A 25,530-nucleotide genomic window follows, 5' to 3' on the forward strand; every position below is an offset into this window, starting at 1 on the left:
TCATGTCTCAACCTTTCATTTCTATTTGTATACCAGCATATAAGCGCATTACCGATTTAGAGCGACTACTCAATTCAATAGCTGAGCAGACTTATCAGAACTTTGAGGTCATTATTACTGATGATAGTCCAGATGATACAGTAAAGGATTTTGTGCAAAGTTATAACCACAAATTCTCACTTTTATATTTCAAAAATGCAGAACCACTTGGTACCCCAGAAAACTGGAATGAAGGTTTTAGAAAGGCAAATGGTAAGTGGTTCAAACTAATGCATGATGACGATTATTTTGCAAATAATAAAAGTTTAAAAAGTTTTGTTCAAGAGATAGAGCAACACCCAAGCCAAGAAGTTTTTTACAGTGCGTTTATGTTTGAGGATACTATTAATAATTATACAAAAATTATAAAGTGCAATATTTTTGATCGTTTGTTGCTGCATCTTTCACCATATCATCTACTTAAACGAAATTATTTCGGTAATCCAAGTTGTATTATTATTAAGCGAACCGTTCCTTTTTTATATGATAAGCGCTTTAAGTATATTGTAGACTTTGCCTATTATATTGAGCTGCTATTGTATAATGTAAAATGCCGCTATATTGATGAAGTTTTAATTTATGTAGGACAAAATGATAGTCAAGTAACACATTATACATTTAAGAACAAGGCAGTTCAGATGTACGAAAATCATATATTGTTTGAAAAAATTGGTTCAAAAGCTTTGAAAAATATCTTGGCATTTGACTATTATTGGCGTATTTATAGAAATTTTCAAATACAATCAATTGATGAAATACGTGAATACTACAATGGGGATATTCATCCTGTATTGCGAGCCATGATTCAATTTCAGAAAAAATTACCTAAATCGTTACTTACCCTTGGTATTTTTTCTAAATCATGTATGTTTACTTGTTATTGCATTACTAGGAAGCTTTTATAATTTTTTTATTTTTATCCATAACAGTGCTGCGTACTGTTTAGTGTAATATATGGCAGCGAAAATATACCACCTAAAATCTGGATAGAATTTCTTCATAAACAAGGCATGGTTTCTAATACCTGTTTTGCGAATTTGTATCCACTTGTCTTTGTGTACACTGCCTTTATGGATGTGCATTACTTTGGCTTCAGGTAGGTAGTGAATATCATAACCTAATTGTTTAAAATCCCAGCACCATAGTGTATCCTCGCAATACATAAAAAACAAATCAGATAATTTCTGCTCTGGTAATTGCTGAATAATGGATTTAGGAAATAACATAAAAGCACCCCATACCCAATCGGCATTGGCAAAGGTTTTGTGGTCAAAATAATGGTGTAGCATGAGCTGCCCCTGTTTTGCTTTTGGCAACAGTTTGAACACAGGAAATATTTCTAATAACTCCCAACTAATAGTTCTAAAACGTCTACAAGTGGGCTGGATTCGGCCATCGGGATATTGTAATTGGCAAGTAACCATGCCAACTTTTGGGTTTTTAACAATATACTCATAACAAATTTTTGGCGCATTATTAATCAGTTCGGTATCGCTGTTTAGTAGCAAGAGGTATTCGCCTTTTGCATGTTCTATTCCCATATTATTACCACCTGTAAAACCCGTATTTACGGGGCTTGCAACCAAATTAATGTTAGGAAACTTATCAAGGAATAATTGCGGATTGCACTCCACAGAGGCATTATCTACTAATACTATTTCAAAGTCTAAACCAGTTAGTTTATCATACAGGCTTTGTATGCAATTGCAGGTTAATTGAAACGTATTATAATTGATAATGATGATTGATAGTTGCATAAATTGCTAGTTCTACGCTTAAAAATAATCTTGGAAAGACCCATAATCATTATAAAGAGCGGTTACACTTTATAAAAATGTGGTTTGTTACTAATAATTTTTCTTGTCAGTTTAAGTAGAACAAATATATTATTACAATAACTTGCAAACGATGACCAGTATAATTTTGTGCGTTTGCCTGCCAATTTTTCAATAAATAAGCCTAAAGCAAATATTGGTATTTCTACTATAAAAACGACTAACATTAATAAAAACCACATTGCACCGTATTGCTTTCTAATACGCAGCATCATTGATATTAATATTTGTCTTCCTTTTTTATTCCACAAATTCTTACTGTTGTCGTTTTCCTCGGTATTGTAAAAGCTACCACTTGTTGCCCCACCTAAATGAATCACTTTTGGGGCTTCGTATAAAAAGAGTTTACCTTGTTTACGCAATCTACTGCACCATTCAATTTCTTCAGCATACATAAAGAAATCCTCGTCAAGTAAAATTTGTTGAGCAGTCGCAGTTCTTGTTAAAATAAAAGCACCAACTATCCAATCAACTTCCAACTTATCGTTTACGCTTGTAATGCTAGGTACGGTTGATTTTAAGCGATAGCCCCAGTATCTTACAAAATTACCTAGATAGGGTAGCGGTAACAAAAAATTAAGCCCTCCTTTAATAAAATGAGCTCCTGATATTTGGTGGCTCCCATCAGTATTTAACAATTGTACACCACAAGCTATCGCTTCTTTCTCAGCTTTAAATAATGCCACAGCTTTATCTAAAGCACCATCAAGTATAATTGTATCAGTATTTAGTATTAATATAAATTCGCCTGTAGCAACTTTAATGCCTGCATTATTGGCTCTTGCAAAGCCTGCATTATATGGCATGTCAATCCATTTTACAGCAGGAAATTTTCTAGTAACTATTTGCTTACTATCGTCTTGCGAAAAATTATCTACAACAATAATTTCTACTGATAAAGTTTTGGTTTGCGTATAGATACTATCAATACAATCTAGCAGCAGTTGCGCTGTTTTGTAATTCACGAAAATGATTGATAAATCCATAAAAAAAGTATTACCACATTGTCACAGTAGGTACATTAGCTTCTCAAAATGGTTCAATTATTCTCGAAAAGAAATGTAATTTTTATGTGTCTATATGCCTATGTGGTTAAAAATTAAACCTTTGCAGCATCATAAGCAATAAAGAAGTAATTGTAGCTTTTTGCATATTGCCCCACAAATTCCTCTCTGCTAAATGGTTGCATGTTTTTTAAGAAATATTCTAAAGTTGATAATACCAAACCGCAATCAGTTAAATAATCAAATATTTGCTGTGGCGTGGTTTCATAATAGTCTGCGCCACCTAAGCCAAACTCAAACAGAATGTATGGTTTACTGTTCTTAATAGTGCGTTCAGCGCCTTTTAATACCGATAATTCCGCACCTTCAACATCTATCTTAATCAAGTCGATTTTGGTAAATTCTGGTACTAGGTTGTCAATGGTATTTAACGGCACTTTTAAATGTGCTACTTCACCATCTTCTTTAAACGCATCTCTTTGTTTGAAACCGCTAATAGCTGGCCTATCTATGTAGTAAGCAAATTCTGCAACACCCATTTTATCTGACAATGCAATGTTGAATACCTTTGCTTTTTTGCCAAATTTTGCTTTCAAATAATTGTACAAATCGGGTATCGGTTCAAAGGCCATTAACTTGCCTTGAGGTGCATGTTTTATTATTTTTTCTAAGATAAAACCTTTGTGGGCACCTACATCTATACAATTAGAAGTTGGCTTAAGCACACGTTTAAATACCTCAAAAGTTTGAAAATCGTATTTATCAAAAGCGCCTACAAATAGTTTCTCCGAACCTCTGTACAAAGCATAAGCTATTTGCTTCGCGAAGTCAACTACAAAGGTTGGTACTATTTTTCTTGCTGTGTTTACTTGCATTCTTTTCTTTTAGTAAAATGATTAGGCAACGCCTTTCTTATAATTTCTCCACAATAAAAATCCGCCGCCTAACAATACAATATAACCCACAATACCTAATATTAATCCTAATAAATTACCTAATGCAACACTATGTGGCTTAAAATTAAACTCAATGGTATGCTTGCCTGCAGGAATATTAATACCACGAAGTAGGTAGTTGGTTCTAACGATTGGGGTTTCTTTACCATCTACAGTTGCTACCCAACCATATGGGTAATATATTTCGCTAAATACCGCAAACTGGTTGGTTGCTGCATTCGATTCGTATTTTAAATAATCATTTAGGTTTTGAATAAATGTAATATTTGCAGTGCTATCATATTGTGGCTGTGCCGTTACTTTGCTCGCTTCTCGCTTGTCAATGATAGCAACTGATTTGTTCACACTATCAAGCGCCTTCATTTCTTCATCAGCATTGGCTACTTCTTTAATGCTTTTTACAAGCCAAGCATTGCCATAAGCACCTGGGTTTTGTTGTGCTACAGGCGCAGCATTATTACCTTGTCCTTGAACGATAAAATATTTGGTATTCAACATGTTGAACGCTTCCATATTGCCTTTTCCCAACTGGTTTTCTATCAAATCTTGAAACAAAGCCAATTTAGCGGGGTGGTAGCCACCTATTGAATTGTGATTATAAGCACAACGGCTGCTGTTCCAAGGGTCAGTTGTTTGGTCAAATACGCGATAATAGCTAGTATCTTTTTTTATTTGTAAGTCGGCAGCATTTGGCAGAAACGGCGCTATAAACTCATCTTTATCTACGTAATTATCGCTTTTTAAGTAGCGTAAATCAACGGTAATTAGATCTACAAACATAGCTGCGGTTAGTACTATTAAGGCGATTTCTGGCTTTATTTTTTTGTTGATGGTGTACCAAATAACTACACCTGCTAAAGCCATAAAGAAAATCACTCTTAACAAGTCAGAACCATATAAGCCCTTTCTGTCAGCTGTTAAGCCACTCATGATGGCGTTGCTAATCGTTGCTGCTTGCTCTTTGCTACCACCTTGTGATAAAGCGTTGGCAATGCCTTCTTTTAATTGTGTATCGTTAGGGCTTTTAAAACTACCGCCAACGTATACGAATGCTAAAACTGCTACTAAGGCAACCACTGTAATGCCACTCCATTTTAATTTTTCTTTCATGGCTGTCAAATCGTACTTGCTATAAAATAATATTTGCAAGGCTAAAGCACCCAATAATGGGAAGGTTAATTGTGGTATCACCAAGCTCATAGTTGGTGCTCTAAACTTATTATAAAGCGGCAAATGGTCGAATAAGAAATAGTTTACCGCAGGAAAATGACTACCCCATGCCAATACAATACCAATAATACTTGCTGCAATTATCCAACCTTTATCAGCCCATTTTACAATAAATAAACCGATGATAAACAGCATGCAAGTGATAGCACCTAAATACACCGTACCAGAAGTACCCGATGTTTGCGGCCCCCAATAAGCACTCATATATTGGTAAAAATAATTAATGGCATCTTGTGGCAAACTATTGTCTTGCATAGCTTTTACCACATGGCTGTTTTCGCCACCCAGTTCACCAGAGCCTGAACTACCGCCTTTAAATGCAGGTAGTACCAAGGTTAATGTTTCGTCAATACCATAGCTCCAAGTAAAAGCATAATCTTTATCTAAACCATTTTTAGTGGTATTGCTTTTACCTTTTTTGGGTGTTAATTCGCTTCTACCACCACGCATACTTTCTTTGGTATATTCATTGGTTGGTAAAATCATTACGGCGAAAGAACCTAACGCTATAGCACCTGCTACCATTGCCAAACCTAAAGTGCTAAATAAATGCTTGAAATCTTTTTCTTTTATACAAGTAACCAAAAAGCCGGCACCTAGGCAAATAGATATAATTAAAGTGTAATAAGTAATTTGTAAGTGATTTTGATATACTTGTAAGGTGGCAAATAATACAGTAGCCATAAAGCCCAAAATATATTTGCGTTGAGTAAGCAATAGCAAGCCAGCAATAACGGCAGGCGCATAGCCCATAGCTGCAAATTTGGTTACGTGACCCACGGTTACAATCACGGCGCTATAAGATGCGTAAGCATAACCTAATGAAGCTAAAGTGCCTATCCAAGGTTTGATGTTTAAGGATACACATAAAATATAGAAGCCCACACAAGCCAAAAAGAAGAAATTAGCAGGTTCAGGTAGGCCTAGCGTGAAGATATAATGGAAATAAAGCAGGGTTATTTTAGAAGTTTGCTCAAATAATATTTGATAACCTGGCATACCAGCAAACATGCTGTTAGTCCAGTTAGGTATATAACCATATTTATCTTTAAAGTCCCAGCTTTGCTGTGCCATACCTTTTGCACCTAGCAAATCGTGCATATTTACCATCATACCTTTTAGGGCTGGCAAACAATAAATAACGGATACTACTAAGAAAATACCAATTGCAAGCAAGTGAGGTAGCAATGGTTTCCAATTAAATTTCTTCATGGTTCTATATTAAGAGTTCGGCAAAATAATACTATTTTTCAAACCTAATTCAACTTATGCAAGTTCACTCATTTCTATCTCGTGTTGCGCTGCTATGCAATGTGCTATTTCTATACTGTTGGTACTTGCAAGATGCCACTACAAACTTTATTAATAATAAAGATATTAATGCAACAATTCTTGTTTTAGGCTATATTGTTTCACCCATTTTAAACATAATACTCAACTTTTGGTGGTTAATACTGTTTATTAGCAAAAAGCAAAAAAAGGCGGCCACATGGTTACTACGCCTTAATTTGGTGATATTTTTATTTCAAATATTAACATTGATGATGAAGGCTTAATAATAGTCAACTGTCAATAGGCCACAGATGATAGTAGTTGATAGCGGTTTACTATGGCTATCCTCTAGGTCTAATAATCACAATAATCATTAAAATCATTTAATCAGTGATCACAAACATTCTAAAAGACAAACCCACCAAACTCTTTCTTACTATCGCTGCGTTTTTTGTAGCTAATGCCTTGATTGCTGAAAGTATTGGTACTAAAATATTCTCGCTTGAAAAATTATTTGGTATACGTCCTGCCAATTTTACCATGTTTGGACAAAGTGGTTTGGGTTTTAATCTTACGTGTGGTGTGTTATTATGGCCGCTTGAGTTCATCGCTACCGATATTGTGAATGAGTTTTATGGACCAAGAGCAGTTCGTAGAATTTCTTTCACAGCCGTAGGCTTAATTGCTTATGCTTTTCTCATGTACTTTATGGCTATTGGTGTGCCGCCTGCCGATTTTTGGTTGGGAAGCGGTGCCCAAAATGGTATTGCTAATATGCAAGTAGCTTTTAATGGTATTTTTGGGCAAGGCATGCGTATTATTGTAGGTAGTTTAGCGGCTTTTTTAGTAAGCCAATTTGTAGATGTGTATGTGTTTCACAAAATAAAAAAAGTAACTGGCGATGAACGCCTTTGGCTTCGTGCTACAGGTTCAACCTTAGTAAGCCAATTAGTAGATAGCTACATTGTACTGTTTATCGCATTTTGGGGTGTATTCACTTGGCAGCAAATTTTAGCCTTTGGAATGATGAACTATATCTACAAATTTACCATGGCTATTATACTTAGCCCTGTGGTTATCTATGCTGAAAAGGGAATCGCCAAATATGTTGGCCACGATGTTGCGCATCAAATGAAACGTGAAGCTGCGGGCGAAGCAACCACAGGTTTTGAAAATATTCCAACAGCCGGATAGGGGAAGATTTGGAATTGGTGATTTTGGATTGGTGGTTGATAAAAAGTGAAAATGCGTTTCAGGAAAATACTAAATCATAAGCTCTAATATTTTCATTTCCAATTATTAGACCACCATGCCACAAGACAACTTTCATATCACCATCCACATGGTAGCAAGTGTGGATGGCTTTATTGCTAAAAAAGACAATAGTATTGGCTGGTTTGAAACATCAAGCCCATACGAAAAAGGCGAGGTTGGGCAAGATGTGGTGGCTTTTTTACAAACCATAGACTGTTATATAATGGGGGCAAATACCTATCAATTGGCTGTAGAATTGTCAAAAAATTATGGTTGGGCTTATGGCGACACACCAACTATCGTATTAACCCATCGGCAGTTGGTGGATGATAGACCAAATATTCAATTTTATAATGGTAATCTTAACCAATTAATAAGCGAGAAATTAAAGCCTAATTTCAAAAATGTATGGGTAGTGGGCGGTGCTAGCCTTTGTAAACAAATGATGCAGCAGCAGCTAGCCGACACCATTAGAATAAGCATTTTACCAATTATTTTAGGTGATGGACTCCAGTATTTTAATCAAATAGGGCAGGAGCAGAAATTGCGATTGATAAACACAATTGCTTACAAGAATGGTATGGTAGAATTGAGTTATGAATTAATCAAGTGATCTGAGGCAATCTTAAATCTAAATCCATCAAACCCTTCTTAGCTGTGTTTTACAAGTCACCGCTAATCAATATTACAAGTCAGAATTCAATTGATAGCTTGTTTCAACATCCTTACCACAATTTTATCCAACGGTAGGTCTACATCGGCTTCTGTTAAGGTTTCTAAAGGTATCCAACGGCGTACTTCCGCTTGGCCATTTGGGTCATTGATGGCTTCTGGTGCAAAATCAAATCGGGTGGTTTTTACCTCAATATCAGTCGGCACATTACTCTTTACATAGTAATAAATAGAAATGATTTGATGCCTACTATTAAAAGCCGAGATCTGAAAAATATCGGTAGTATAAATATGGTCGCCTACGGTTACATCAAGCCCTGTTTCTTCCATAAACTCACGTTTCAGGCAATCTCTAGTGCCTTCGCCAAATTCTAAACCGCCACCAGGAAACTTAGTAAAATAATCACCCCGTATGTACTCATCGCTTACCAAAACTCGGTTTTGCGCATCTATTAAAATGCCGTACACTCTTACCGTAAATACCAAAGGCTGTGGAAATGAATGTGTTGTGTTCATACAAAAAATTAAGGTGGTAAAACTAATCGATCTATGGTGTGCAATGATGGGTTTTAAAAAAAATCTGTACCAAGCAACCGTAAATCTATACGCTGCGTTACTGTTTAGGTTGTTGGAAACAAGTATGAATGCTTAAAATAGCACCAACCCCCAACTATTTTAAGCTGATAACCACCAATGTCTGTCCTGAATTCTAGGATTAAAAAAAATTTGACAAATGGGTGTTATTGTATTGGTTTTAAAACAATACGAGTAACGGTAAATAGGGTAAATAGATGAAGATATGCATTTGAAAGATAATAATCATTTGCCTGTGACCATTTATTGATTAATTAACTGTGGTGAGAAAAAATATGTTGTTGTTGTTATTAAATAAATATCAGTAGTTATAAATAATATAAGTAAATGAAATATATGAGACGATTCACAATGATAGCATTAGCCATTATTACGGTCTGTATTTGGGCAGGCTGTACCTACAAAAAAGAAGTAACCGATATGGCAACTTTACCAATAGTGACTTGCGATACCACCAACGTACGCTATAGTGTAGAAATAGTGGGCATTTTATCAGCCAACTGCTACAGTTGTCATGCAGCACCTGCAAGTTTTGGCGGTGGTAATATTTTAAGTACATACAATAATCTTAAGCCTTATGCCAATAGTAATTTACTATACCATGTGGTAAACCAAACACCTGGTTACGATCCAATGCCCAAAGGTGCAGCAAAACTGGTTAGCTGCGACATAGCCAAAATAAGAACTTGGATTAGAAATGGTGCGCCAAACAACTAAATGACTATTATGAAATATTTATTAGGATTATTAATGGTAATACATGCATTGGCATTTAGCCCAAGCCAAAAAATCTATCAGACCAAATCTGGTAAAGTGAGTTTTTTTTCAGCTACGTTGATAGAAGACATCGCAGCCGTAAATAACCAAGTTGATAGTAAGTTAAGCAATAATGGGCAAATGATTTTTCAGTTAGCCGTACGCGGTTTTAGGTTTGAAAATGCCACCATGCAAGAACACTTTAACGAGAATTACATGGAAAGCGATAAATATCCGAAAGCTGTATTTAAAGGCAGAATTACCAATATAAGCGAGGTTAATTTTGATAAAGATGGTACTTACAAAACCACAGTTGCAGGCGAATTAGAAATACATGGGGTTAAGCAAAATGTTACTACCACAGGTACCATTGATGTTAAAGCCGATAAAGTAGCTGCAAAAAGCAGCTTTAAAATAAAACTAGCCGATTATGGTATTAAAGGCACTTTAATAGGTGATAAAATAGCTAAAGAGCTAACTATTACAGTAGATTGTAAATATGATTAAACAATAAATATGAAAACAATACAAAACATATTAGCCCTACTGCTTGCAAGTGCTAGCATACAAATAGTTGCGGCTCAAGAAGTAGATTTATTTAAAACAGTAGACAGTACCAAGCAAAAAGAATATGTAGAAGCAACTTTTAAAAGTACCCATTTAATTAACGGCCACTCAATAGAAACTACCAAGGCAGGTCTGTTAGATTTTAGAATTTCACACCGTTTTGGTTTGTTAAATAGCGGTAGTTACAATGCTTTTGGTTTAGACAACGCTACTGAACGCTTGGGATTAGACTACGGTATTACAAATAATATTGGTATTGGTATTGGTAGAAGTACTTTTCTAAAACAAATGGATGGCTTTTTGAAAGTGAAATTATTAAGGCAAAGTACTGGTCCCAATGCTTCACCTATTTCTATAACTGGCTTGGCGTCGGTAATCATTAAAACTTTAAAAGATAGCGACCCTTCTTTAAAATATACCACAAGCGACAAAACATCATACGCTTATCAACTAATTATTGCTAGGAAATTCAGTTCGTCTACTTCTGTTCAGCTAATGCCTACCATCGTGCATTACAATATTGTGCCATTGGCAAATGACCCCAACGATTTGTACAGCTTAGGTATTGGTGCTAGGCAAAAAATATCTAAAAGATTGAGTATTACAGCCGAATATTATTACCAATTCAATCAATTTAGTGGTTACTACAATTCTGTGGCCGTGGGTGTAGATATTGAAACTGGCGGCCATGTATTTCAATTACATTTTACAAACTCTACAGGGTTAACAGAAAATACATTTATCACCCAAACTTCTGGTAAATGGGGAAACGGTGATATACATTTTGGATTCAACATTTCTAGGGTATTTAAAATTAAGAAGCAAAAACTAAGTTTATAAACATTGGCGAATACTGCCTTAAATATTGCCCTTGTAAGTCGAGAAAACAGAAATAAAGTTGACACGTCGAACAACCATTTTGTAATTTCACTCGATTCAATTTCAAAAAGACACCACCTGATTACCGATATTGACTTAAAACAATTGCTTAAAGACTGTGCTGCCAACAAACGTGACAGCCAAAAGCAATTATATGCTATGTTTTATAGTTACTTAATGTCAATATGTATGCGCTATGCAAAAAATAACGATGATGCTGTAGAGATATTAAACGATGGGTTCTTAAAAATTTTTAAGGAAATTGGTAAGTTTAGTTCCATACACAATAGCTTCACTGCTGATTTTAAAGGCTGGATTAAACGCATTGTGATATACACAGCTATTGATCATTATCGTAAATATGATAAACACAATCATCACGCAGAAATTACTGATGCACAATTGGATACAATTGACGCAGATGAAAGTCAGTTAGCGAAAATATCGTACAAAGAAATCATTGCATGTGTGCAGCAATTATCACCCGCCTATCGAACTGTTTTTAGCTTATTTGTGTTGGATGGATTCAGCCATGAAGAAATAGGCGAGCAGCTAGGAATTGCGATAGGAACTTCTAAATCTAATTTATCCAAAGCGAGACAACATTTGCAAAAGATGTTACTAGCCAAGAATAATTACACAATGTATGAACGGAGAGCAGTTTGATAAACATTTATTTAATCTAAGCCAGCAAGCAGCTGATGAAAGTGTTATGCCTTTTAACGAAGAGGCGTGGCAGCGTATGGAGCAGATGCTTGACGGCGAAAAAGAGAGGCGCAGATTTGTGCTTTGGTGGTGGTTACTGCCTTTGCTATTAGTTGGCGGTACTACTGCTATGTATTTACATCATAATAATTCGCATAATTCAATTCAATATCGCAATAATCTTAATAATCAAATAGCTGTATCAGAAACTAAGCCTCCAATATCGAAAGCAGAAAATAATGGTGTTGGTGTAGTGATGGTAGAAAGTCAAACAAATAAAATAAAAGCGACAACTAATAAAGGAATTAGTAAAACTGCAATTGAAGTAAAAGAAAATATGCCAACCGCTGCTGAGAGCAAAGCTAATAGCACTACTGCAACCTCCTCTTTAACTAAGGTTGTTACTGAATCAAGCATAAAAAATGGGTATCATGGTTCAGTAAAACCGCCTATCAATAATTCAAAGAAAATAACGGTTAATAAAGTATCCAAAACAGGTGTACAACCTATTGTACAACAGGCTGCTAATGATATAGATCAGCCAATTAATGATGAGGTTTCAAACAATAACAAGGCTGATAATATCACTGAAAAAGCAATGATTAACACCGCTGAAATTGTAGATACAATTGATAGAAAAAAAGCGGAAAAGCCAACTGATACTTCGGCAACAATAGTAGCGTCCATTGCAAAAGCTACACCCAAAAAAAAGCAATCGGTTCTTTCAAAATTTGAAGTCAGTGCTTTTGCAACAGCGGATATCACTTCTACGCATCTTTCTTTAAAAGACGTAAGCAGTCCTGGGTTCGGAATTGCTGTAAGTTATCAAATTACCAAAAAAATAAGCATTGCCGCAGGTTTTGGTGTCAGTAAAAAAATATATTCAACTGATAGTGCAGATTACAAAAATCAACCTTGGGTGACAGCTAATTACAAGTTAAAGTCCATCGATGCCAACTGTTTAGTATATGAACTGCCCATTAATTTACAATACCAATTTGCCCAATATCAAAAAGCTACTTGGCTTGCGGTAGGTGGTATATCAAGCTATTTTATGAAAAGCGAATCTTACGATTATAATTACTTATACTATAACCAACCGCGTAAGTCTAACTATTTGATAGAAGATAAAAACAACCATTTATTCTCAATTCTAAATTTAGCAGTTGGCTATCGTAGACAATTAGGCAAGCAACTATCGTATCAGTTAACCCCTTTTGTAAAAATACCACTAACAGGTATTGGTGAAGGGCAAGTAAAATTATACAGTGCAGGCTTACAACTGTCGCTGAATCTAAAAGGCAAATAGTTTTTTTCTGTGTGGTTGAAGCTAAAGTTTCTATTTCACCAATTTGTAGCACCATCGTTTCAATTTACCTTCAAAGTCGAAAGGAGTAGTAGCTTTAGTAATATCTCTTATTTCTGTTGCATTAATGGCGGCGGTATCAATAATAAATTTGGTGTAGTTGGTGCTAAAATAAACGGTACCCCCAGTTACGGTTGCGGCCAATACATCGTTTAGCAATGCTACATGGTCGCGCTGAATGTCTAAAATATCTTTCATGCGCTTGCTATTGCTAAACGTTGGCGGATCCATCACTACCAAGTCAAAACTATTGGGTGCTAATGTTTTTAAATATTGTTTTACATCTGCATGAATAAACTGAAAGCGTTCTGCATCTTTAAGCAAATTGATGGTAAAATTATCTTCGGCCCAAGTTAGGTAAGTCTTCGAGAGGTCCACCGTAGTAACGCTTTTAGCCTTACCAGCCGCCGCATATACACTAAACGAACCTGTATAAGCAAATAAATTCAGCACACGTTTACCAGCGCACTCGTTCTCCACCATTTGCCTTGTAATGCGATGGTCTAAAAACAAACCCGTATCTAAATAGTCTGTTAGGTTTATCAGAAACTTATGCCCATTTTCAAGCACAGTAAAAAACTCTTTTTTATCATCTACCTTCTCATATTGCTCTTGCCTGTTGGCCTTGCGTCTGCGTTCTTTGATGTAAATGTTTTCATCTTTTACTTGTAGCAAATTTGCAATTACCGCCACACATTCTTCTAGCCAAGCTTCATGTTCTTCATCCGTCATACCATGTCTGCGCAAGTATTCAGCCAAGTACACTTTGTCCTCGTAAAGCTCTATGCAAAATGGAAATTCCGGCAAGTCATGATCGTACACTCTATAGCAAGTAATGCCTTGTCTTACGGCCTGTTTATGCCTATGCTTGTACACTTTTTGCAAGCGATTGTTAAACATGATTAGCTTCTCATTCATAAAAAACACTGTTCAATAAAAACAGCCATCAAATTTGATGGCTGTAAATGTATTTTTTGTTTGTCAGCAGTAGTAATGCTATTTGGCTTCTGTTGCGTCGCACACTGCATCGTTCCGTAAGTACTTCATCTATGCCCGATATAGCACTACAAGTACTGATACCAAGTTCTATTAACATCCCATTGCTCTAATTCTTTAGCAACAGCCGTTAAAAAGCTTGCACCTACACTACCATCAATCACACGGTGGTCGTAGCTAAGTGATAAGTACATCATGTGTCTAATGCCAATCGTGTCTCCATCCTCGCTTTCAATCACAACTGGTTTCTTTTTAATAGCACCTATAGCTAATATGGCTACTTGTGGTTGGTTGATAATTGGTGTACCCATTAAACTGCCAAATGTGCCAATATTGGTTACTGTAAATGTACCGCCAGTAGTATCATCGGGTTTCAGTTGGCTATTTCTTGCAGCGTTAGCTAAGTTGTTCACTGCCTTGCTTAAACCAACAATATTCAGTTTTTCAGCACTTTTAATAACAGGAACAATCAAATTGCCGCTTGGTAAAGCCGTCGCCATACCTATATTAAAATCTTTTTTAACTACAATTTTCTCACCTTCAATAGAAGAGTTAATTAAAGGGAATTGTTGCATAACTTTCACAATGCTTTCTATAAACATTGGTGTAAAAGTTATTTTAGTACCTTCTCTTCTTTCAAATTCTTCTTTTACTCTATTGCGCCAAAGCACCATATTGGTTACATCTGCTTCTACAAAGCTGGTTACATGTGGACTAGTTTGCACACTGTTTACCATGTGTTTGGCTATCAGCTTACGCATCCTATCCATCTCTATAATTTCAGTATCACCTGTTGGTAACACAGAAGTTGGATTCGCAAATTTACCAGAGTGACCTTCAGCAAGCGTTGATAGAGGAATATCTTTAATGTAAACAGGTGTTGGTACAAAAACCGACTGTTGCACAGGCTGTAAGCAGGTTTGGTTGATAGATGTTGCAACGACTGATTTATGTTCAACCACTTTTTCAGCTACAGTTACCACAGGTTCTGGAACAGTTACTACAGGTTCTGGAACAGTTACCACAGGTTCTGGAACGGTTACTACAGGTTCTGGAACGGTTACTACAGGTTCTGGAACAGTTACTACAGGTTCTGGAACAGTTACTATAGGTTCTGGAACAGTTACCACAGGTTTTGGAACAGTTACTACAGGTTCTGGAACAGTTACTACAGGTTCTGGAACAGTTACTATAGGTTCTGGAACAGTTACCACAGGTTTTGGAACAGTTACCACAGGTTCTGGAACGGTTACTACAGGTTCTGGAACAGTTACTACAGGTTTTGGAACAGTTACCACAGGTTCTGGAACGGTTACCACAGGTTCTGGAACAGTTACTATAGGTTCTGGAACAACTGGTGCAGCAACTACGGGTTGTTGTGGCATTATAACTGGTTCAACAGTTGGTGCTGTAAATGCAGCCTGCGCTGGTACAACTACCGGTTCAGGAATAACTATTGGTTGTGTTGAAACGACTGGAGCAGGTTCGCTGTGAATAACAGGTGGTTGTACTGTAACTACTGGTTCTGGTACCACAACAGGTTGCGATACAATTGGGGCAGGTGCAGTTGGTACTACATAGGCAGGTATTAAACCAGCTTTCTTATTAGCAACATATTGCAAAACATCTCTTTTCGATACACGACCATCGGCACCTGTGCCTTCTATACGTTCAAGTTCTGCAAGGCTAATGCCTTCGCTATTGGCGATATTTAAAACTAGCGGTGAGTAAAAGCGGTTATTACCTGTCTGTTTCTGTGAGCCGCTATTTTCAGGTGCATATTCTAAAATATCTTTTTTTGTAACCCTGCCATCTTCACCCGTACCTTTTATTTTTTCGAGTTCGCTTAAACTAATGCCTTCGCTATTGGCAATACTCAATACAGACGGTGAGAAAAAGCTATTGTTATTTTTTGCGCTCGATGTTGTAATATTTTGTGGTACGTATGGCATTTCGCCTAAGAATGGCGGCTCAATTTCTTCAGGTTGCGGAGTAGTAGGCGCATGATGGATTTGCTCAGGTACAGTCACTACAACAGTTGCGGTTTCTGTTGGCAGTTTTGGAACATTAGGTGTAATAGCCGCAGCAACTGCTGTTTCAATTTTTGCAATAACACTACCAACTGGCACAACATCATTCACCTCAAACAATATTTCTTTTAAAATACCATCCACAGTTGAAGGCACTTCACTATCCACCTTGTCAGTAGCAATATCAAGCAATGTTTCATCTTGTTGAATATGGTCGCCAACATTTTTATGCCATTTCAAAATGGTCGCTTCCATAATACTTTCGCCCATTTTGGGCATTATCAAATCAACTATAGCCATATCTAATTGTGAATTTAATGGGTTAAAAAATTTACCCCTAATCAGGCAACACCAAACCAATCAGTTAATTTATCGCGGCATGCAATAAAACGTGCAAGTTTTACGTTAAATGAACCAATAGTGCTAGTTCTTACACAGAACTAATCAATAATTTGTTGCATAATTGTATCAAAAGTAATTTTTAGCTATCGAAAGTTATTCAATGGTTATCCACAATTAACATTCTCATCATGTTCAGTGCATTGATAGCTGTCATCTGAATGTTTCTTTCTCTATCAAATCGTAGGTTAAATTGTTTGGTAATTACACGCTGCGAGTCAGCAACAGCAATCCATACAAGACCAACGGGCTTCTCATCAGTAGCGCCACTAGGTCCCATAATACCACTGACTGCTATGCCATAATCAGTGTTCATTAGTTTTACAATATTGCTCGCCATTAGGGTTACTGTTTGCTCGCTTACGGCGCCTACTGTGTGCAAAACTTCGTTACTTACGCCAAGCAATTCTGTTTTTATTCTGTTATCGTAACAAACCACACTACCAGTAAAGTAAGCAGACGAGCCAGGCATAGCAGTAATCAAATGTGCAATATAGCCACCTGTGCAGCTTTCGGCGGTAGCCAATGTTTTACCGTATTTTTTTAAAAGCTGTGCCACTGCAGCTTGTAAAGTGATGTCTTCATCAATCACTAAATATGCCGAAACTTGTTGCTTCAACTCAGTGAATTGATAATCGAGCTGTTGAATGATAGCATCTTTATCGAAACCTGATGATGTAAGGCGCAAACGCACCATACCATAATGCGGCAGGTATGCTAATTTGATATTGGCAGGTAAAGCGGCTTCAAAATCTTGAATCAATTCTGCTAAAAAGCTTTCACCAATACCAGCAGTTAATAATGTTCTATGTTCAATGATAGGGGCTTTGAATTTAGTAGGAATTAATGGTAATATTTGGTTGCTCATTAACCATTTCATTTCGTGGGGTACACCTGGCATGGCTATAAAAATTTTACCATCACGCTCAAACAACATCCCTGGCGCTGTACCCACTTCATTTTTTAAAACCGTACATACATCGGGCACTTCAGCTTGCTTAGCATTACGCTCAATCATTGGACGTTTTAAAATATTGGCAAAAATATGTGTTACATGTGCCAATGTGGGTTCATCAACTACCATCTTGCCACCAAAATATTCGCACAATAAAGGCTTGGTAATATCATCAGCGGTAGGACCTAAGCCACCCGTAATCAGAATGATATCTGCATGTTTACTTTCCTCATCAAGTGCATACCAAATATCATCCCATGCGTCACCGACAGCTACACGGTGTTTAACTGCTACGCCTATTTTATTGAGTTCTTGAGCCATCCAAGGGCTATTGGTATCTACCACTTGACCAATTAATAATTCGTCACCAATAGTAATAATAGATGCAAATATTTTTTCCATAAAACGAACGCTGTATTTTGTGCAAAGTAATTGTACTCTCATGAAACACTTCCAACTTCTCATTAGTTTAATTTTCATTGGCATTATTTCTACCGCTCAAAGCGTTGGCGATAAGCTTACAAAAGCCATGCAGCAATTGAAAAACGACAGTGCTTTAAAACATGCTAGTGTAAGCTTGTATGTTGTAGAATCTAAAACAAACAAGATAGTAACAGATTATAATAGTGAACTGGGATTGGCACCAGCAAGTTGCCAAAAAATACTGACTAGTGTAACAGCTTTTGAGCTATTGGGTAAGGACTATCAATACAAAACAGAACTAGGCTACGATGGTGCAATTACTAATGGTGTTTTAAAAGGTAATTTATACTTGGTTGGCAGTGGTGATCCTACATTGGGTAGCTGGCGATACAGCGTTACAAAAGACACTGCTATTGTGAAAGAATGGCTTGATGCAATTAAAGATGCTGGAATTAAGTCTATTGATGGTAATATTCTCTTGGATGGAAGAAAATTCTCTTATCAACCCTTACCCGGTGGTTGGATTTGGGATGATATTGGTAACTATTATGGTGCTGGTACATGGGGGCTAAATTGGCACGAAAACCAATACGATTTGGTGTTACAACCTGGTGATAATGAAGGTGATGACGTGACTATTTTAAAAACAAATCCAGCTTTGCAAAGAGCATTTTTAAAACCTAATATTAAAACTGGTAAAAAGGGTAGTGGTGATAATGGTTACATTTATTTACCACCTTATAGTAACACAGGTTTTATAGAAGGTACAGTACCTGCGGGCGAAAAAACATTTACGATTAGTGGTGCATTTTCTCATCCATTGTGGCAAATACAACAAGTATTGGATGATGCATTGAATAAAGAAAATATTGGCTTCAAAACTATGTTTGATTTGTCTACAATAGATGATACCGTTATGCGTAAACCAAGTAAAATAATAGTTACACACAAATCGCCAACACTTGATAGTATTAACTTTTGGTTCCTGAAAAAGAGTATCAACTTGTATGGTGAGGCATTACTCAAAACCATCGCCTATGAGCAAACAGGGATGGGCGCTACAGATAAGGGTGTTGATATTGTCAGAAAATTTTGGCAAGAACAAGGGATGGATGTTGGGGCTCTTAAAATAATTGATGGTAGTGGCTTGTCACCTCAAAACCGCATTACAACTAGTGTTTTAGTAAATGTATTACAGTATGCAAAAGATAAAAAGTGGTTTTCTTCTTTTTACGAAGCGTTGCCATTATATAATGGTATGAAACTGAAAAGCGGTTCTATCGGCGGCAGTAAAAGTTTTGCGGGCTATCATACAAGTAAAGCTGGTATAGATTATACAGTTGCTATTATTGTCAACAACTTTGATGGTAGCGCGAGTGCAGTTGTAAAAAAGCTTTTTTCTGTTTTAGATGAATTGAAATAGTTCCAATATTTACCATCATTTTAATCATTAAAATCATTGCTTAACCAAGCCTGTATCATTCTGTCTTTACCTTGAAGATCTTGTTTCAATAAGGTTTGATAACCATGTTGCTGAAACATAGCCACCGTTTCTTCACCCAAAGCTTCATTAATTTCTACAAAAATTTGCCCATTGGGGTTAAGATGTTCTTTACCAAAAGCGGCAATTTTATCATAAAAAATTAAACCTTTATTATCGGCTACAAATAAAGCTAGGCTTGGTTCATAGTCAGTTACATGCTTACTCATGCTTGCACTTTCGCTTTGTTTGATATAAGGTGGATTGCTTACAATAATATCAAATTTTCCAAGTTGATACCAATTGGTTTCGTCTAAGAAATCCAGTTGTTGTAAAGTAATATCTGCTTGTAAATCTGTGGCATTTTTTTGAGCAATTGCTAATGCTGCTTCGCTTATATCTATGGATAGGATATTACTTGCTGGTAAACGCTTTTTTAAAGCAATGGGTATACAACCACTACCTGTTCCAATGTCTAAAATTTGCAATGAACCTGAAACTTGAAACTTGAAATTTGAAATTTGTTCTACTAGCTCATCAGTTTCCGGCCTTGGAATTAATACACCTTCTTTTACAAAAAACTTCATACCTGCAAACCAAGCTTCTTGTAATACATATTGTACTGGCTTGTACTGCAATAGTTGCTGCGTGAAGGTTTCAAGCTGTTGTTGTTGACTATTATTTAGCTGTAAATCTTTGTAAAGTATTCTTTCTATCCGTCTTTGCCCTGTAATATATTCAATGACCCAATCAGCAATGTTGGCGGCTTCACGGTCATCGTACAACGCAAATAGTTGGTACAAAAGCTGGTGATAAGCCGTATTGATAGTCATGCTGCAATGTTACTATCATTTCAGTTATTTTTGCCGCTTTCATCAAATAGCCGTCCATATTGACATTGCATGAACAATATCTATTGCGTTGCTTACAATTAGCCAAACTTGGTGAAGGTAACGTTGCACCTAATCCCATGGTTGGTAGTGTTTTGGTGTATGACAATAGAATAATTGGTGAAGGTTATCACCAACAATATGGGCAAGCGCATGCTGAAGTTAATTGTATTAACAGTGTTGCAAAAGCGGATATGCATTTAATACCGCTTTCTACAATTTATGTAAGCCTAGAGCCTTGTGCACACTTTGGTAAAACACCGCCTTGTAGCGATTTAATTATTAAGCATGGTATTAAAAAAGTGGTAGTTGGATGTACTGATAGTTTTAAACAAGTGGATGGTAAAGGAATTGAGAAATTGCGGTTGTCGGGTGCAGACGTAACAGTTGGTGTATTGGAAAATTACTGTAGAGCATTGAACAAAAAATTCTTTACATTCCATGAAAAGAAACGACCATTTGTTATGTTGAAATGGGCAGAAACTGCCAACAGAAAAATAGGTACAAATACTAATAATAGATTGTTAATAAGCAATAATTTTTCAAACAGATTGGTACATCAATTGCGTCAACAAAACGCTGCTATTTTGGTAGGTACTAATACTGCTTTACTTGATAATCCTTCACTGACAAACAGGTTATGGTATGGTAAAAACCCCACACGGTTGGTAATAGATAAAGACTTAACACTACCTACTCATTTGCAATTATTTAATCAAGCAGAAAGAACGATTGTATTCAATTATATCAAGCAAGAGGAAAGAGAAAAATTGACTTATTATAAACTAAATAAAGAAGCCGATTTATTAGAAGAAATTTTAGCAGCTTGTTATCAATTAAATATTCAAAGTTTGCTTGTAGAAGGTGGTACCAAAACGCTACAATCGTTTATCGATCAAGACGTATGGGACGAAGTAGTTATTATTACGAATAATTCATTAGTAGTAAATAATGGTGTATCTGCGCCAATATTAAGCCATCATGTAAAAGCTAAGCAAACAGTTTTGTTGAATGACATTATTACCTATTTTACAAATCCGAATAATAGTAAATAGGCCTTATGAATAGCGACTTATATTATTACACCATTGAAAAACCTTCGGTTGCAGAATTTAAAGACAAAGGCAGTCGTTTTCTAGCCTATGCATTTCCTATTAGCAATGTTGAAGATTTTAAGAAGCATTTGCAAGAACTAAAAAAAGAACATCCTAAAGCGGTACATCATTGCTTTGCTTATAGGCTTGGTTTAGATGGTAATAATTTTAGAGTGAGTGACGACGGCGAACCAAATGGCACCGCAGGTAAACCTATTTTAAATGTAATAGATAGCAAACAAATGACCAATGTATTGGTAGTTGTTGTAAGATACTTTGGCGGTACATTATTGGGCGTACCAGGTTTAATTAATGCCTATAAATCGGCTACTGCTATGGCTTTTCAAGTGGTGCCTATTATTCAAAAATCTGTTGAAATAAACTACGAACTACAATTTGATTATACAAGAATGAATGATGTAATGGTAATTTTAAAACAGTGCAATTGTAATATTATCAAGCAGGAAAATCAATTATTTTCCATTGTACAAATGGGTGTGCCTAAAGTACGTTTGGAAGAAGTATTATCTAAACTTAAAGATCTCCACACGGTAGATGTAAAACGTTGTTAAGCTTTGCCTGTAATGCTATAAACAACTGTACCTATTATTTCTTTTATTAATTTAGTCCAACCATGAAAGGCGGTTAAATTTGGCCAAACATAATGTAAGGGTGTATAAAACTGATCAACAAACTCAAAGTCGCTAGGATACGCTACAACTTTAAAACCTGCATTTTTAAAAACCATTTTTGATCGTCGTAAATGCGATGCAGAACTTATTAAAACCATCGTATCGCTAATATGTAAACTATCTAGTAGCTTCTTTGTAAAAATGGCGTTTTCGTAAGTATTTTTAGATTTGCTTTCAATAATTAAATCAGCAGGGTTGACTTTGTTTTTTAAAAACTCTTCTTTTAGTACACTTCCTTCTTGCGGCTCACTGCCTACCAACAAGCCGCTGCCCCCCGTTACTACGATTTTCTTAATGATGCCTTGATTATATAGTTTTAAAGTTTGTATAAACCTATCGCTTGCTTCATTAAAATAGTTATTGCCTTCTCTATCAAAACTGCTCAGCCCACCTAAAATAATGCCTGCTTGGTATGTCTTATTGGGTAATAATTCAGATGTATTGATTTGCCAAGCATGTAATATTTTATAAAAAATATATGGATTTGAAAAAATAACTGTGATGGTAATGATACTTACCAATAATTTCTTTTTTAAGCCCTTGTTTTTGATAAATAAAGAGGTGATGAATAGTATAACTACCCAATTAAAAGGAACAACCAAAAAGTATAACAGTTTTGAAAGGATATAGAACATGAATTCGTTGATTATTTACTAAATACCTTACTGACAGTTAATGATTTGTTGTCGCCAAGATAGGTATAAAACCCTTCGCCACTTTTTACGCCCAACATGCCAGCAGTCACCATATTTACTAATAAAGGGCAAGGTGCATATTTTGGATTACCAAAGCCATCATGCAATACCTTCAAAATACTTAGGCACACATCTAGGCCAATAAAATCTGCTAATTGTAATGGCCCCATAGGATGCGCCATACCAAGCTTCATAATGGTGTCTATTGCTTCTACACCTGCTATACCTTCATACAAGCTAAAAATAGCTTCATTGATCATTGGCATTAATATTCTATTAGCTATAAAACCCGGATAATCATTTACAACGCAAGGCACTTTTTGTAATTGTTTACTAAGTTCAGTGATTGTAGTTGTTACGGTATTGCTAGTAGCATAACCATTAATAATTTCAACCAACTTCATCACTGGCACAGGATTCATAAAGTGCATACCAATAACTTGGCTTGGTCGTTTGGTTACACTGGCAATTTTTGTAATAGAAATAGACGATGTATTCGAAGCAAGAATTGCATTTGCTGGCGCAAAAGTATCTAGCTGTTTAAAAATGGATAGTTTTAAATCAATATTTTCGGTAGCTGCTTCTACAACTAATTCTGCATTAGCCACGCCAAGTTCAATACTTTTTTGTGTACAAAGGTTGGTAAGTGTTTTCTGTTTATTATCTTCAGTAATACTGCCTTTCGCAACTTGTCTGTCTAAGTTTTTAGCGATGGTTACTAACGCTTTATCTAGCTGCGTTTGGTTAATATCAATAAGCGTTACAGTAAAACCATGTTGTGCAAATACATGCGCAATGCCATTGCCCATAGTACCTGCACCTATCACCGAAATATTTTTCTTAATCATAACAAGCAATTTTTTGTGCAAATTAACACTTCAATTATTATATCCTCTAAATAACAAAGGCAACCGAAATAGGGTTGCCTTTGAATATTTTTAAGTAATAATTTGGTTAACCAAATAAACCACCTTTTTTTAAGGTTTTTGTGCCTTCGCCTATTTTGAAACCATTGTGATAAATTTGAATTTTATAGTCACCTACTTGGTAGTTTGCATCTTTTTGTTTCCAATCAAAACTTACGTTTTTACGTTTGCCTTGTTCGTAAGTTACTTCTACTTTTTCAGTGTACAATTTATCGCCAGCATCTCTTGTGGTAAAACTTGTGCCGTTGCTAATGGCTTTACCATCTGGCCCAACTACTGCAATATATATTTGTTTAATACCACTTGGTGCTACGCGATTTTCGTCTAGGTCAAATGAGAACCTTAACAAATCTGCACGTTTAGCAGTAGTGGTTTCTTTTTCTTTGCCATTGTTTTTTACATTAATTGCAGCAATAGAAATATTAGATGCGTGTAGCGTTGAGGCCAAATCTTCTACATTTTTTTTAGCGGCATCAGTAGCGGCAAGGTTATCAGCAATCGCTTGTTTTTCAGCTGATAATTGTTGTTTATCGCTATTTAATTGTGTATTTGTTGCTGTTAATTGTTGGTTTTCAGCTTTTGCTTTCTCTAAATCTGCAAACAAATTGTCAATCTTACCATTCAATTCAGCAATCATAGCTTTCGCTTGTTTCAATTCAGCATCTGTTGCATTTTTCTTCTTCAAAATACCATTAATATTTTGCTTTAATTTAATGATATCACTATTTTTTTCTGCCAAAGCACCTTCCAATTTTACATTGGTGCCAGCCATAGAATCAAGCTTGGCGGAAGCTAAATTATATTCTTGTTGTATAGAATCTTTCGCACTGCTTACACTTACAATTTGTGCGTCTTTTTGTGCCACCTGTTCTTTTGTTTGGCTTTTATCGTAAATCATGTAGCCCCATGTTAATAATAATGCGCCTACAAGAATGCCGTATATCAGATTACGATTATCTTTAGGTTGTTGTTGGTAATTCTGTGGTGTTGCAGAGGGAGTGTAACTCATAGTTTTTGTTTTTTAAGTCAATAAAAATAATTTGATTTTAGTATGCTAGCCAATTTATTATTGTTAGACATAGAAACCGTTCCTGCAGAAGCTGACTATCATAGTCTTAATGCTGAGTGGCAAAGTCTCTGGTTTGAAAAAATTTCTAAAACCGTGCCAGAAAATATGGCCCCCGAAGATAGCTATCAAATGAAGGCGGGCATACTAGCAGAATTTGGAAAAATTATTTGTATTTCTACTGCGTTTTTCTACGAAAATGAGCAGAAAGCAATCTGTTTAAAAATGAAAAGTGTGTATGGCGACGATGAACGCACCTTGTTGCAAGATTTTGTTAAACTATGCGATAAAATGTACGCACACCAAAAACAATTTCAGTTTGGCGGGCATAATATTAGAGAATTTGATATTCCTTTTATCTGTAGAAGATTATTGATTAATAGATTGCCTTTACCTGAATATCTCCAACTACAAGACAAGCGACCTTGGGATGTGAAAATGTTTGATACCCTCACATGGTGGAAATTTGGTGACTACAAAAATTATATTTCGCTGCATTTATTAGCCAATGTGTTGGGTATTCCTACTTCTAAAACAGACATGGATGGCAGTATGGTGCAAGATGTGTACTATAAAGAAAAAAATTTACAACGCATAGTAGACTACTGTCAACGAGATGTGGTAGTGACTGCTAATGTGATTCTTCGGTTTAAAAACCTCCCTTTGTTAGATGCTGCTAATGTGGTTATTGTAACATAAAAACAAACCCTATGCAGCACAAAGCTGATAGGGCTTGCTTATTTTATGAAAATTAT

Annotated in this window: 24 protein-coding genes; 12 read left to right on the forward strand and 12 right to left on the reverse strand. The window is 36.0% G+C overall.

Going from position 1 to position 25,530, the window contains the following annotated elements:
* Window positions 1-2: 2 nt before the first annotated feature.
* A complete protein-coding gene (locus ACFOW1_RS02680; protein WP_379012163.1) occupies window positions 3-944 on the forward strand; it encodes a glycosyltransferase family 2 protein in 942 nt (313 codons plus the stop codon).
* Here ACFOW1_RS02680 and ACFOW1_RS02685 read toward each other — a convergent pair.
* From ACFOW1_RS02685 to ACFOW1_RS02700, 4 genes are all read right to left on the reverse strand, one after another.
* A complete protein-coding gene (locus ACFOW1_RS02685) occupies window positions 939-1,796 on the reverse strand; it encodes a glycosyltransferase family 2 protein (protein ID WP_379012164.1) in 858 nt (285 codons plus the stop codon). The genes ACFOW1_RS02680 and ACFOW1_RS02685 overlap by 6 nt on opposite strands.
* A gap of 62 nt (window positions 1,797-1,858) precedes the next feature.
* A complete protein-coding gene (locus tag ACFOW1_RS02690) occupies window positions 1,859-2,860 on the reverse strand; it encodes a glycosyltransferase family 2 protein (RefSeq protein WP_379012165.1) in 1,002 nt (333 codons plus the stop codon).
* A 113-nt stretch (window positions 2,861-2,973) separates the two neighbouring features.
* Window positions 2,974-3,753, reverse strand: a complete 780-nt coding sequence (locus ACFOW1_RS02695; RefSeq protein ID WP_379012166.1) for an FkbM family methyltransferase — start codon at window positions 3,751-3,753, stop codon at window positions 2,974-2,976.
* A 21-nt stretch (window positions 3,754-3,774) separates the two neighbouring features.
* On the reverse strand, window positions 3,775-6,276 hold the full coding sequence (locus ACFOW1_RS02700; protein WP_379012167.1) for a YfhO family protein: 2,502 nt from the start codon (window positions 6,274-6,276) through the stop codon (window positions 3,775-3,777).
* 450 nt (window positions 6,277-6,726) lie between these two features.
* Between ACFOW1_RS02700 and ACFOW1_RS02705 the strand changes: the two genes are divergently transcribed.
* On the forward strand, window positions 6,727-7,530 hold the full coding sequence (locus ACFOW1_RS02705) for a queuosine precursor transporter (RefSeq protein WP_379012168.1): 804 nt from the start codon (window positions 6,727-6,729) through the stop codon (window positions 7,528-7,530).
* A gap of 115 nt (window positions 7,531-7,645) precedes the next feature.
* Window positions 7,646-8,203, forward strand: a complete 558-nt coding sequence (locus ACFOW1_RS02710; protein WP_379012169.1) for a dihydrofolate reductase family protein — start codon at window positions 7,646-7,648, stop codon at window positions 8,201-8,203.
* Window positions 8,204-8,289: 86 nt separating this feature from the next.
* On the opposite strand, the gene ACFOW1_RS02715 is transcribed toward ACFOW1_RS02710, so the two are convergent.
* Complete coding sequence (locus ACFOW1_RS02715; protein WP_379012170.1) at window positions 8,290-8,778, reverse strand: NUDIX hydrolase; 489 nt, start codon at window positions 8,776-8,778, stop codon at window positions 8,290-8,292.
* Window positions 8,779-9,192: 414 nt separating this feature from the next.
* Between ACFOW1_RS02715 and ACFOW1_RS02720 the strand changes: the two genes are divergently transcribed.
* From ACFOW1_RS02720 to ACFOW1_RS02740, 5 genes are read left to right on the forward strand one after another with little or no spacing between them, the layout of a single operon-like run.
* Complete coding sequence (locus ACFOW1_RS02720; protein WP_379012171.1) at window positions 9,193-9,573, forward strand: hypothetical protein; 381 nt, start codon at window positions 9,193-9,195, stop codon at window positions 9,571-9,573.
* 9 nt (window positions 9,574-9,582) lie between these two features.
* Window positions 9,583-10,119, forward strand: coding sequence for a YceI family protein (locus tag ACFOW1_RS02725; RefSeq protein ID WP_379012172.1), 537 nt, complete (start codon window positions 9,583-9,585; stop codon window positions 10,117-10,119).
* Window positions 10,120-10,128: 9 nt separating this feature from the next.
* Complete coding sequence (locus tag ACFOW1_RS02730) at window positions 10,129-11,019, forward strand: DUF5777 family beta-barrel protein (protein ID WP_379012173.1); 891 nt, start codon at window positions 10,129-10,131, stop codon at window positions 11,017-11,019.
* A gap of 3 nt (window positions 11,020-11,022) precedes the next feature.
* On the forward strand, window positions 11,023-11,724 hold the full coding sequence (locus ACFOW1_RS02735) for an RNA polymerase sigma factor (protein WP_379012174.1): 702 nt from the start codon (window positions 11,023-11,025) through the stop codon (window positions 11,722-11,724).
* Window positions 11,705-13,072, forward strand: a complete 1,368-nt coding sequence (locus tag ACFOW1_RS02740; RefSeq protein WP_379012175.1) for a hypothetical protein — start codon at window positions 11,705-11,707, stop codon at window positions 13,070-13,072. Before ACFOW1_RS02735 ends, ACFOW1_RS02740 begins: the two co-directional genes overlap by 20 nt.
* A gap of 30 nt (window positions 13,073-13,102) precedes the next feature.
* On the opposite strand, the gene ACFOW1_RS02745 is transcribed toward ACFOW1_RS02740, so the two are convergent.
* The 3 genes from ACFOW1_RS02745 to ACFOW1_RS02755 all read right to left on the reverse strand — a co-directional run bounded on the left by ACFOW1_RS02745 (window position 13,103) and on the right by ACFOW1_RS02755 (window position 17,911).
* The gene (locus tag ACFOW1_RS02745) at window positions 13,103-14,047 is read right to left on the reverse strand and encodes a class I SAM-dependent methyltransferase (RefSeq protein WP_379012176.1); all 945 of its coding nucleotides are present in this window, start codon (window positions 14,045-14,047) and stop codon (window positions 13,103-13,105) included.
* A gap of 146 nt (window positions 14,048-14,193) precedes the next feature.
* Entirely contained in the window at window positions 14,194-16,455 is a 2,262-nt protein-coding gene (locus ACFOW1_RS02750; protein WP_379012177.1) for a 2-oxo acid dehydrogenase subunit E2, read from the reverse strand.
* A 199-nt stretch (window positions 16,456-16,654) separates the two neighbouring features.
* Window positions 16,655-17,911, reverse strand: coding sequence for a competence/damage-inducible protein A (locus tag ACFOW1_RS02755; protein WP_379012178.1), 1,257 nt, complete (start codon window positions 17,909-17,911; stop codon window positions 16,655-16,657).
* Between the two features lie 40 nt (window positions 17,912-17,951).
* Here ACFOW1_RS02755 and dacB point away from each other — a divergent pair, with 40 nt between their 5' ends.
* On the forward strand, window positions 17,952-19,355 hold the full coding sequence (gene dacB, locus ACFOW1_RS02760; protein WP_379012179.1) for a D-alanyl-D-alanine carboxypeptidase/D-alanyl-D-alanine endopeptidase: 1,404 nt from the start codon (window positions 17,952-17,954) through the stop codon (window positions 19,353-19,355).
* Between the two features lie 20 nt (window positions 19,356-19,375).
* On the opposite strand, the gene prmC is transcribed toward dacB, so the two are convergent.
* A complete protein-coding gene (gene prmC, locus ACFOW1_RS02765) occupies window positions 19,376-20,245 on the reverse strand; it encodes a peptide chain release factor N(5)-glutamine methyltransferase (RefSeq protein WP_379012180.1) in 870 nt (289 codons plus the stop codon).
* A 59-nt stretch (window positions 20,246-20,304) separates the two neighbouring features.
* Here prmC and ribD point away from each other — a divergent pair, with 59 nt between their 5' ends.
* Window positions 20,305-21,357, forward strand: a complete 1,053-nt coding sequence (gene ribD, locus ACFOW1_RS02770; protein WP_379012181.1) for a bifunctional diaminohydroxyphosphoribosylaminopyrimidine deaminase/5-amino-6-(5-phosphoribosylamino)uracil reductase RibD — start codon at window positions 20,305-20,307, stop codon at window positions 21,355-21,357.
* Between the two features lie 5 nt (window positions 21,358-21,362).
* Window positions 21,363-21,968, forward strand: a complete 606-nt coding sequence (locus ACFOW1_RS02775) for an IMPACT family protein (RefSeq protein ID WP_379012182.1) — start codon at window positions 21,363-21,365, stop codon at window positions 21,966-21,968.
* Here the strand turns inward: ACFOW1_RS02775 and ACFOW1_RS02780 are convergent.
* The 3 genes from ACFOW1_RS02780 to ACFOW1_RS02790 all read right to left on the reverse strand — a co-directional run bounded on the left by ACFOW1_RS02780 (window position 21,965) and on the right by ACFOW1_RS02790 (window position 24,718).
* Window positions 21,965-22,690, reverse strand: coding sequence for a YdcF family protein (locus tag ACFOW1_RS02780; protein WP_379012183.1), 726 nt, complete (start codon window positions 22,688-22,690; stop codon window positions 21,965-21,967). The genes ACFOW1_RS02775 and ACFOW1_RS02780 overlap by 4 nt on opposite strands.
* A gap of 44 nt (window positions 22,691-22,734) precedes the next feature.
* On the reverse strand, window positions 22,735-23,631 hold the full coding sequence (locus ACFOW1_RS02785; protein WP_379012184.1) for a 3-hydroxybutyryl-CoA dehydrogenase: 897 nt from the start codon (window positions 23,629-23,631) through the stop codon (window positions 22,735-22,737).
* Window positions 23,632-23,737: 106 nt separating this feature from the next.
* The gene (locus tag ACFOW1_RS02790; RefSeq protein WP_379012185.1) at window positions 23,738-24,718 is read right to left on the reverse strand and encodes a hypothetical protein; all 981 of its coding nucleotides are present in this window, start codon (window positions 24,716-24,718) and stop codon (window positions 23,738-23,740) included.
* Window positions 24,719-24,760: 42 nt separating this feature from the next.
* On the opposite strand from ACFOW1_RS02790, the gene ACFOW1_RS02795 reads away from it, so the two are divergent.
* Entirely contained in the window at window positions 24,761-25,474 is a 714-nt protein-coding gene (locus ACFOW1_RS02795; protein WP_379012186.1) for a ribonuclease H-like domain-containing protein, read from the forward strand.
* The last annotated feature ends 56 nt before the right edge of the window (window positions 25,475-25,530 follow it).

The sequence above is a fragment of the Parasediminibacterium paludis genome (assembly GCF_042651445.1).
GTDB classification, from domain to species: Bacteria; Bacteroidota; Bacteroidia; order Chitinophagales; family Chitinophagaceae; genus Parasediminibacterium; species Parasediminibacterium paludis.

Excerpts from the sequence above, each read along its gene's own strand:
- prmC (WP_379012180.1), bottom strand. The coding sequence starts at position 20,245 with ATGACTATCAATACGGCTTATCACCAGCTTTTGTACCAACTATTTGCG.
- ACFOW1_RS02745 (WP_379012176.1), bottom strand. The coding sequence starts at position 14,047 with ATGAATGAGAAGCTAATCATGTTTAACAATCGCTTGCAAAAAGTGTAC.
- ACFOW1_RS02755 (WP_379012178.1), bottom strand. The coding sequence starts at position 17,911 with ATGGAAAAAATATTTGCATCTATTATTACTATTGGTGACGAATTATTA.
- ACFOW1_RS02795 (WP_379012186.1), top strand. The coding sequence starts at position 24,761 with ATGCTAGCCAATTTATTATTGTTAGACATAGAAACCGTTCCTGCAGAA.
- ACFOW1_RS02785 (WP_379012184.1), bottom strand. The coding sequence starts at position 23,631 with ATGATTAAGAAAAATATTTCGGTGATAGGTGCAGGTACTATGGGCAAT.
- ACFOW1_RS02730 (WP_379012173.1), top strand. The coding sequence starts at position 10,129 with ATGAAAACAATACAAAACATATTAGCCCTACTGCTTGCAAGTGCTAGC.
- ACFOW1_RS02680 (WP_379012163.1), top strand. The coding sequence starts at position 3 with ATGTCTCAACCTTTCATTTCTATTTGTATACCAGCATATAAGCGCATT.
- ACFOW1_RS02775 (WP_379012182.1), top strand. The coding sequence starts at position 21,363 with ATGAATAGCGACTTATATTATTACACCATTGAAAAACCTTCGGTTGCA.
- ACFOW1_RS02725 (WP_379012172.1), top strand. The coding sequence starts at position 9,583 with ATGAAATATTTATTAGGATTATTAATGGTAATACATGCATTGGCATTT.
- ACFOW1_RS02720 (WP_379012171.1), top strand. The coding sequence starts at position 9,193 with ATGAGACGATTCACAATGATAGCATTAGCCATTATTACGGTCTGTATT.
- dacB (WP_379012179.1), top strand. The coding sequence starts at position 17,952 with ATGAAACACTTCCAACTTCTCATTAGTTTAATTTTCATTGGCATTATT.
- ACFOW1_RS02740 (WP_379012175.1), top strand. The coding sequence starts at position 11,705 with ATGAACGGAGAGCAGTTTGATAAACATTTATTTAATCTAAGCCAGCAA.
- ACFOW1_RS02700 (WP_379012167.1), bottom strand. The coding sequence starts at position 6,276 with ATGAAGAAATTTAATTGGAAACCATTGCTACCTCACTTGCTTGCAATT.
- ACFOW1_RS02695 (WP_379012166.1), bottom strand. The coding sequence starts at position 3,753 with ATGCAAGTAAACACAGCAAGAAAAATAGTACCAACCTTTGTAGTTGAC.
- ACFOW1_RS02790 (WP_379012185.1), bottom strand. The coding sequence starts at position 24,718 with ATGAGTTACACTCCCTCTGCAACACCACAGAATTACCAACAACAACCT.
- ACFOW1_RS02750 (WP_379012177.1), bottom strand. The coding sequence starts at position 16,455 with ATGGCTATAGTTGATTTGATAATGCCCAAAATGGGCGAAAGTATTATG.
- ACFOW1_RS02710 (WP_379012169.1), top strand. The coding sequence starts at position 7,646 with ATGCCACAAGACAACTTTCATATCACCATCCACATGGTAGCAAGTGTG.
- ACFOW1_RS02690 (WP_379012165.1), bottom strand. The coding sequence starts at position 2,860 with ATGGATTTATCAATCATTTTCGTGAATTACAAAACAGCGCAACTGCTG.
- ACFOW1_RS02715 (WP_379012170.1), bottom strand. The coding sequence starts at position 8,778 with ATGAACACAACACATTCATTTCCACAGCCTTTGGTATTTACGGTAAGA.
- ACFOW1_RS02685 (WP_379012164.1), bottom strand. The coding sequence starts at position 1,796 with ATGCAACTATCAATCATCATTATCAATTATAATACGTTTCAATTAACC.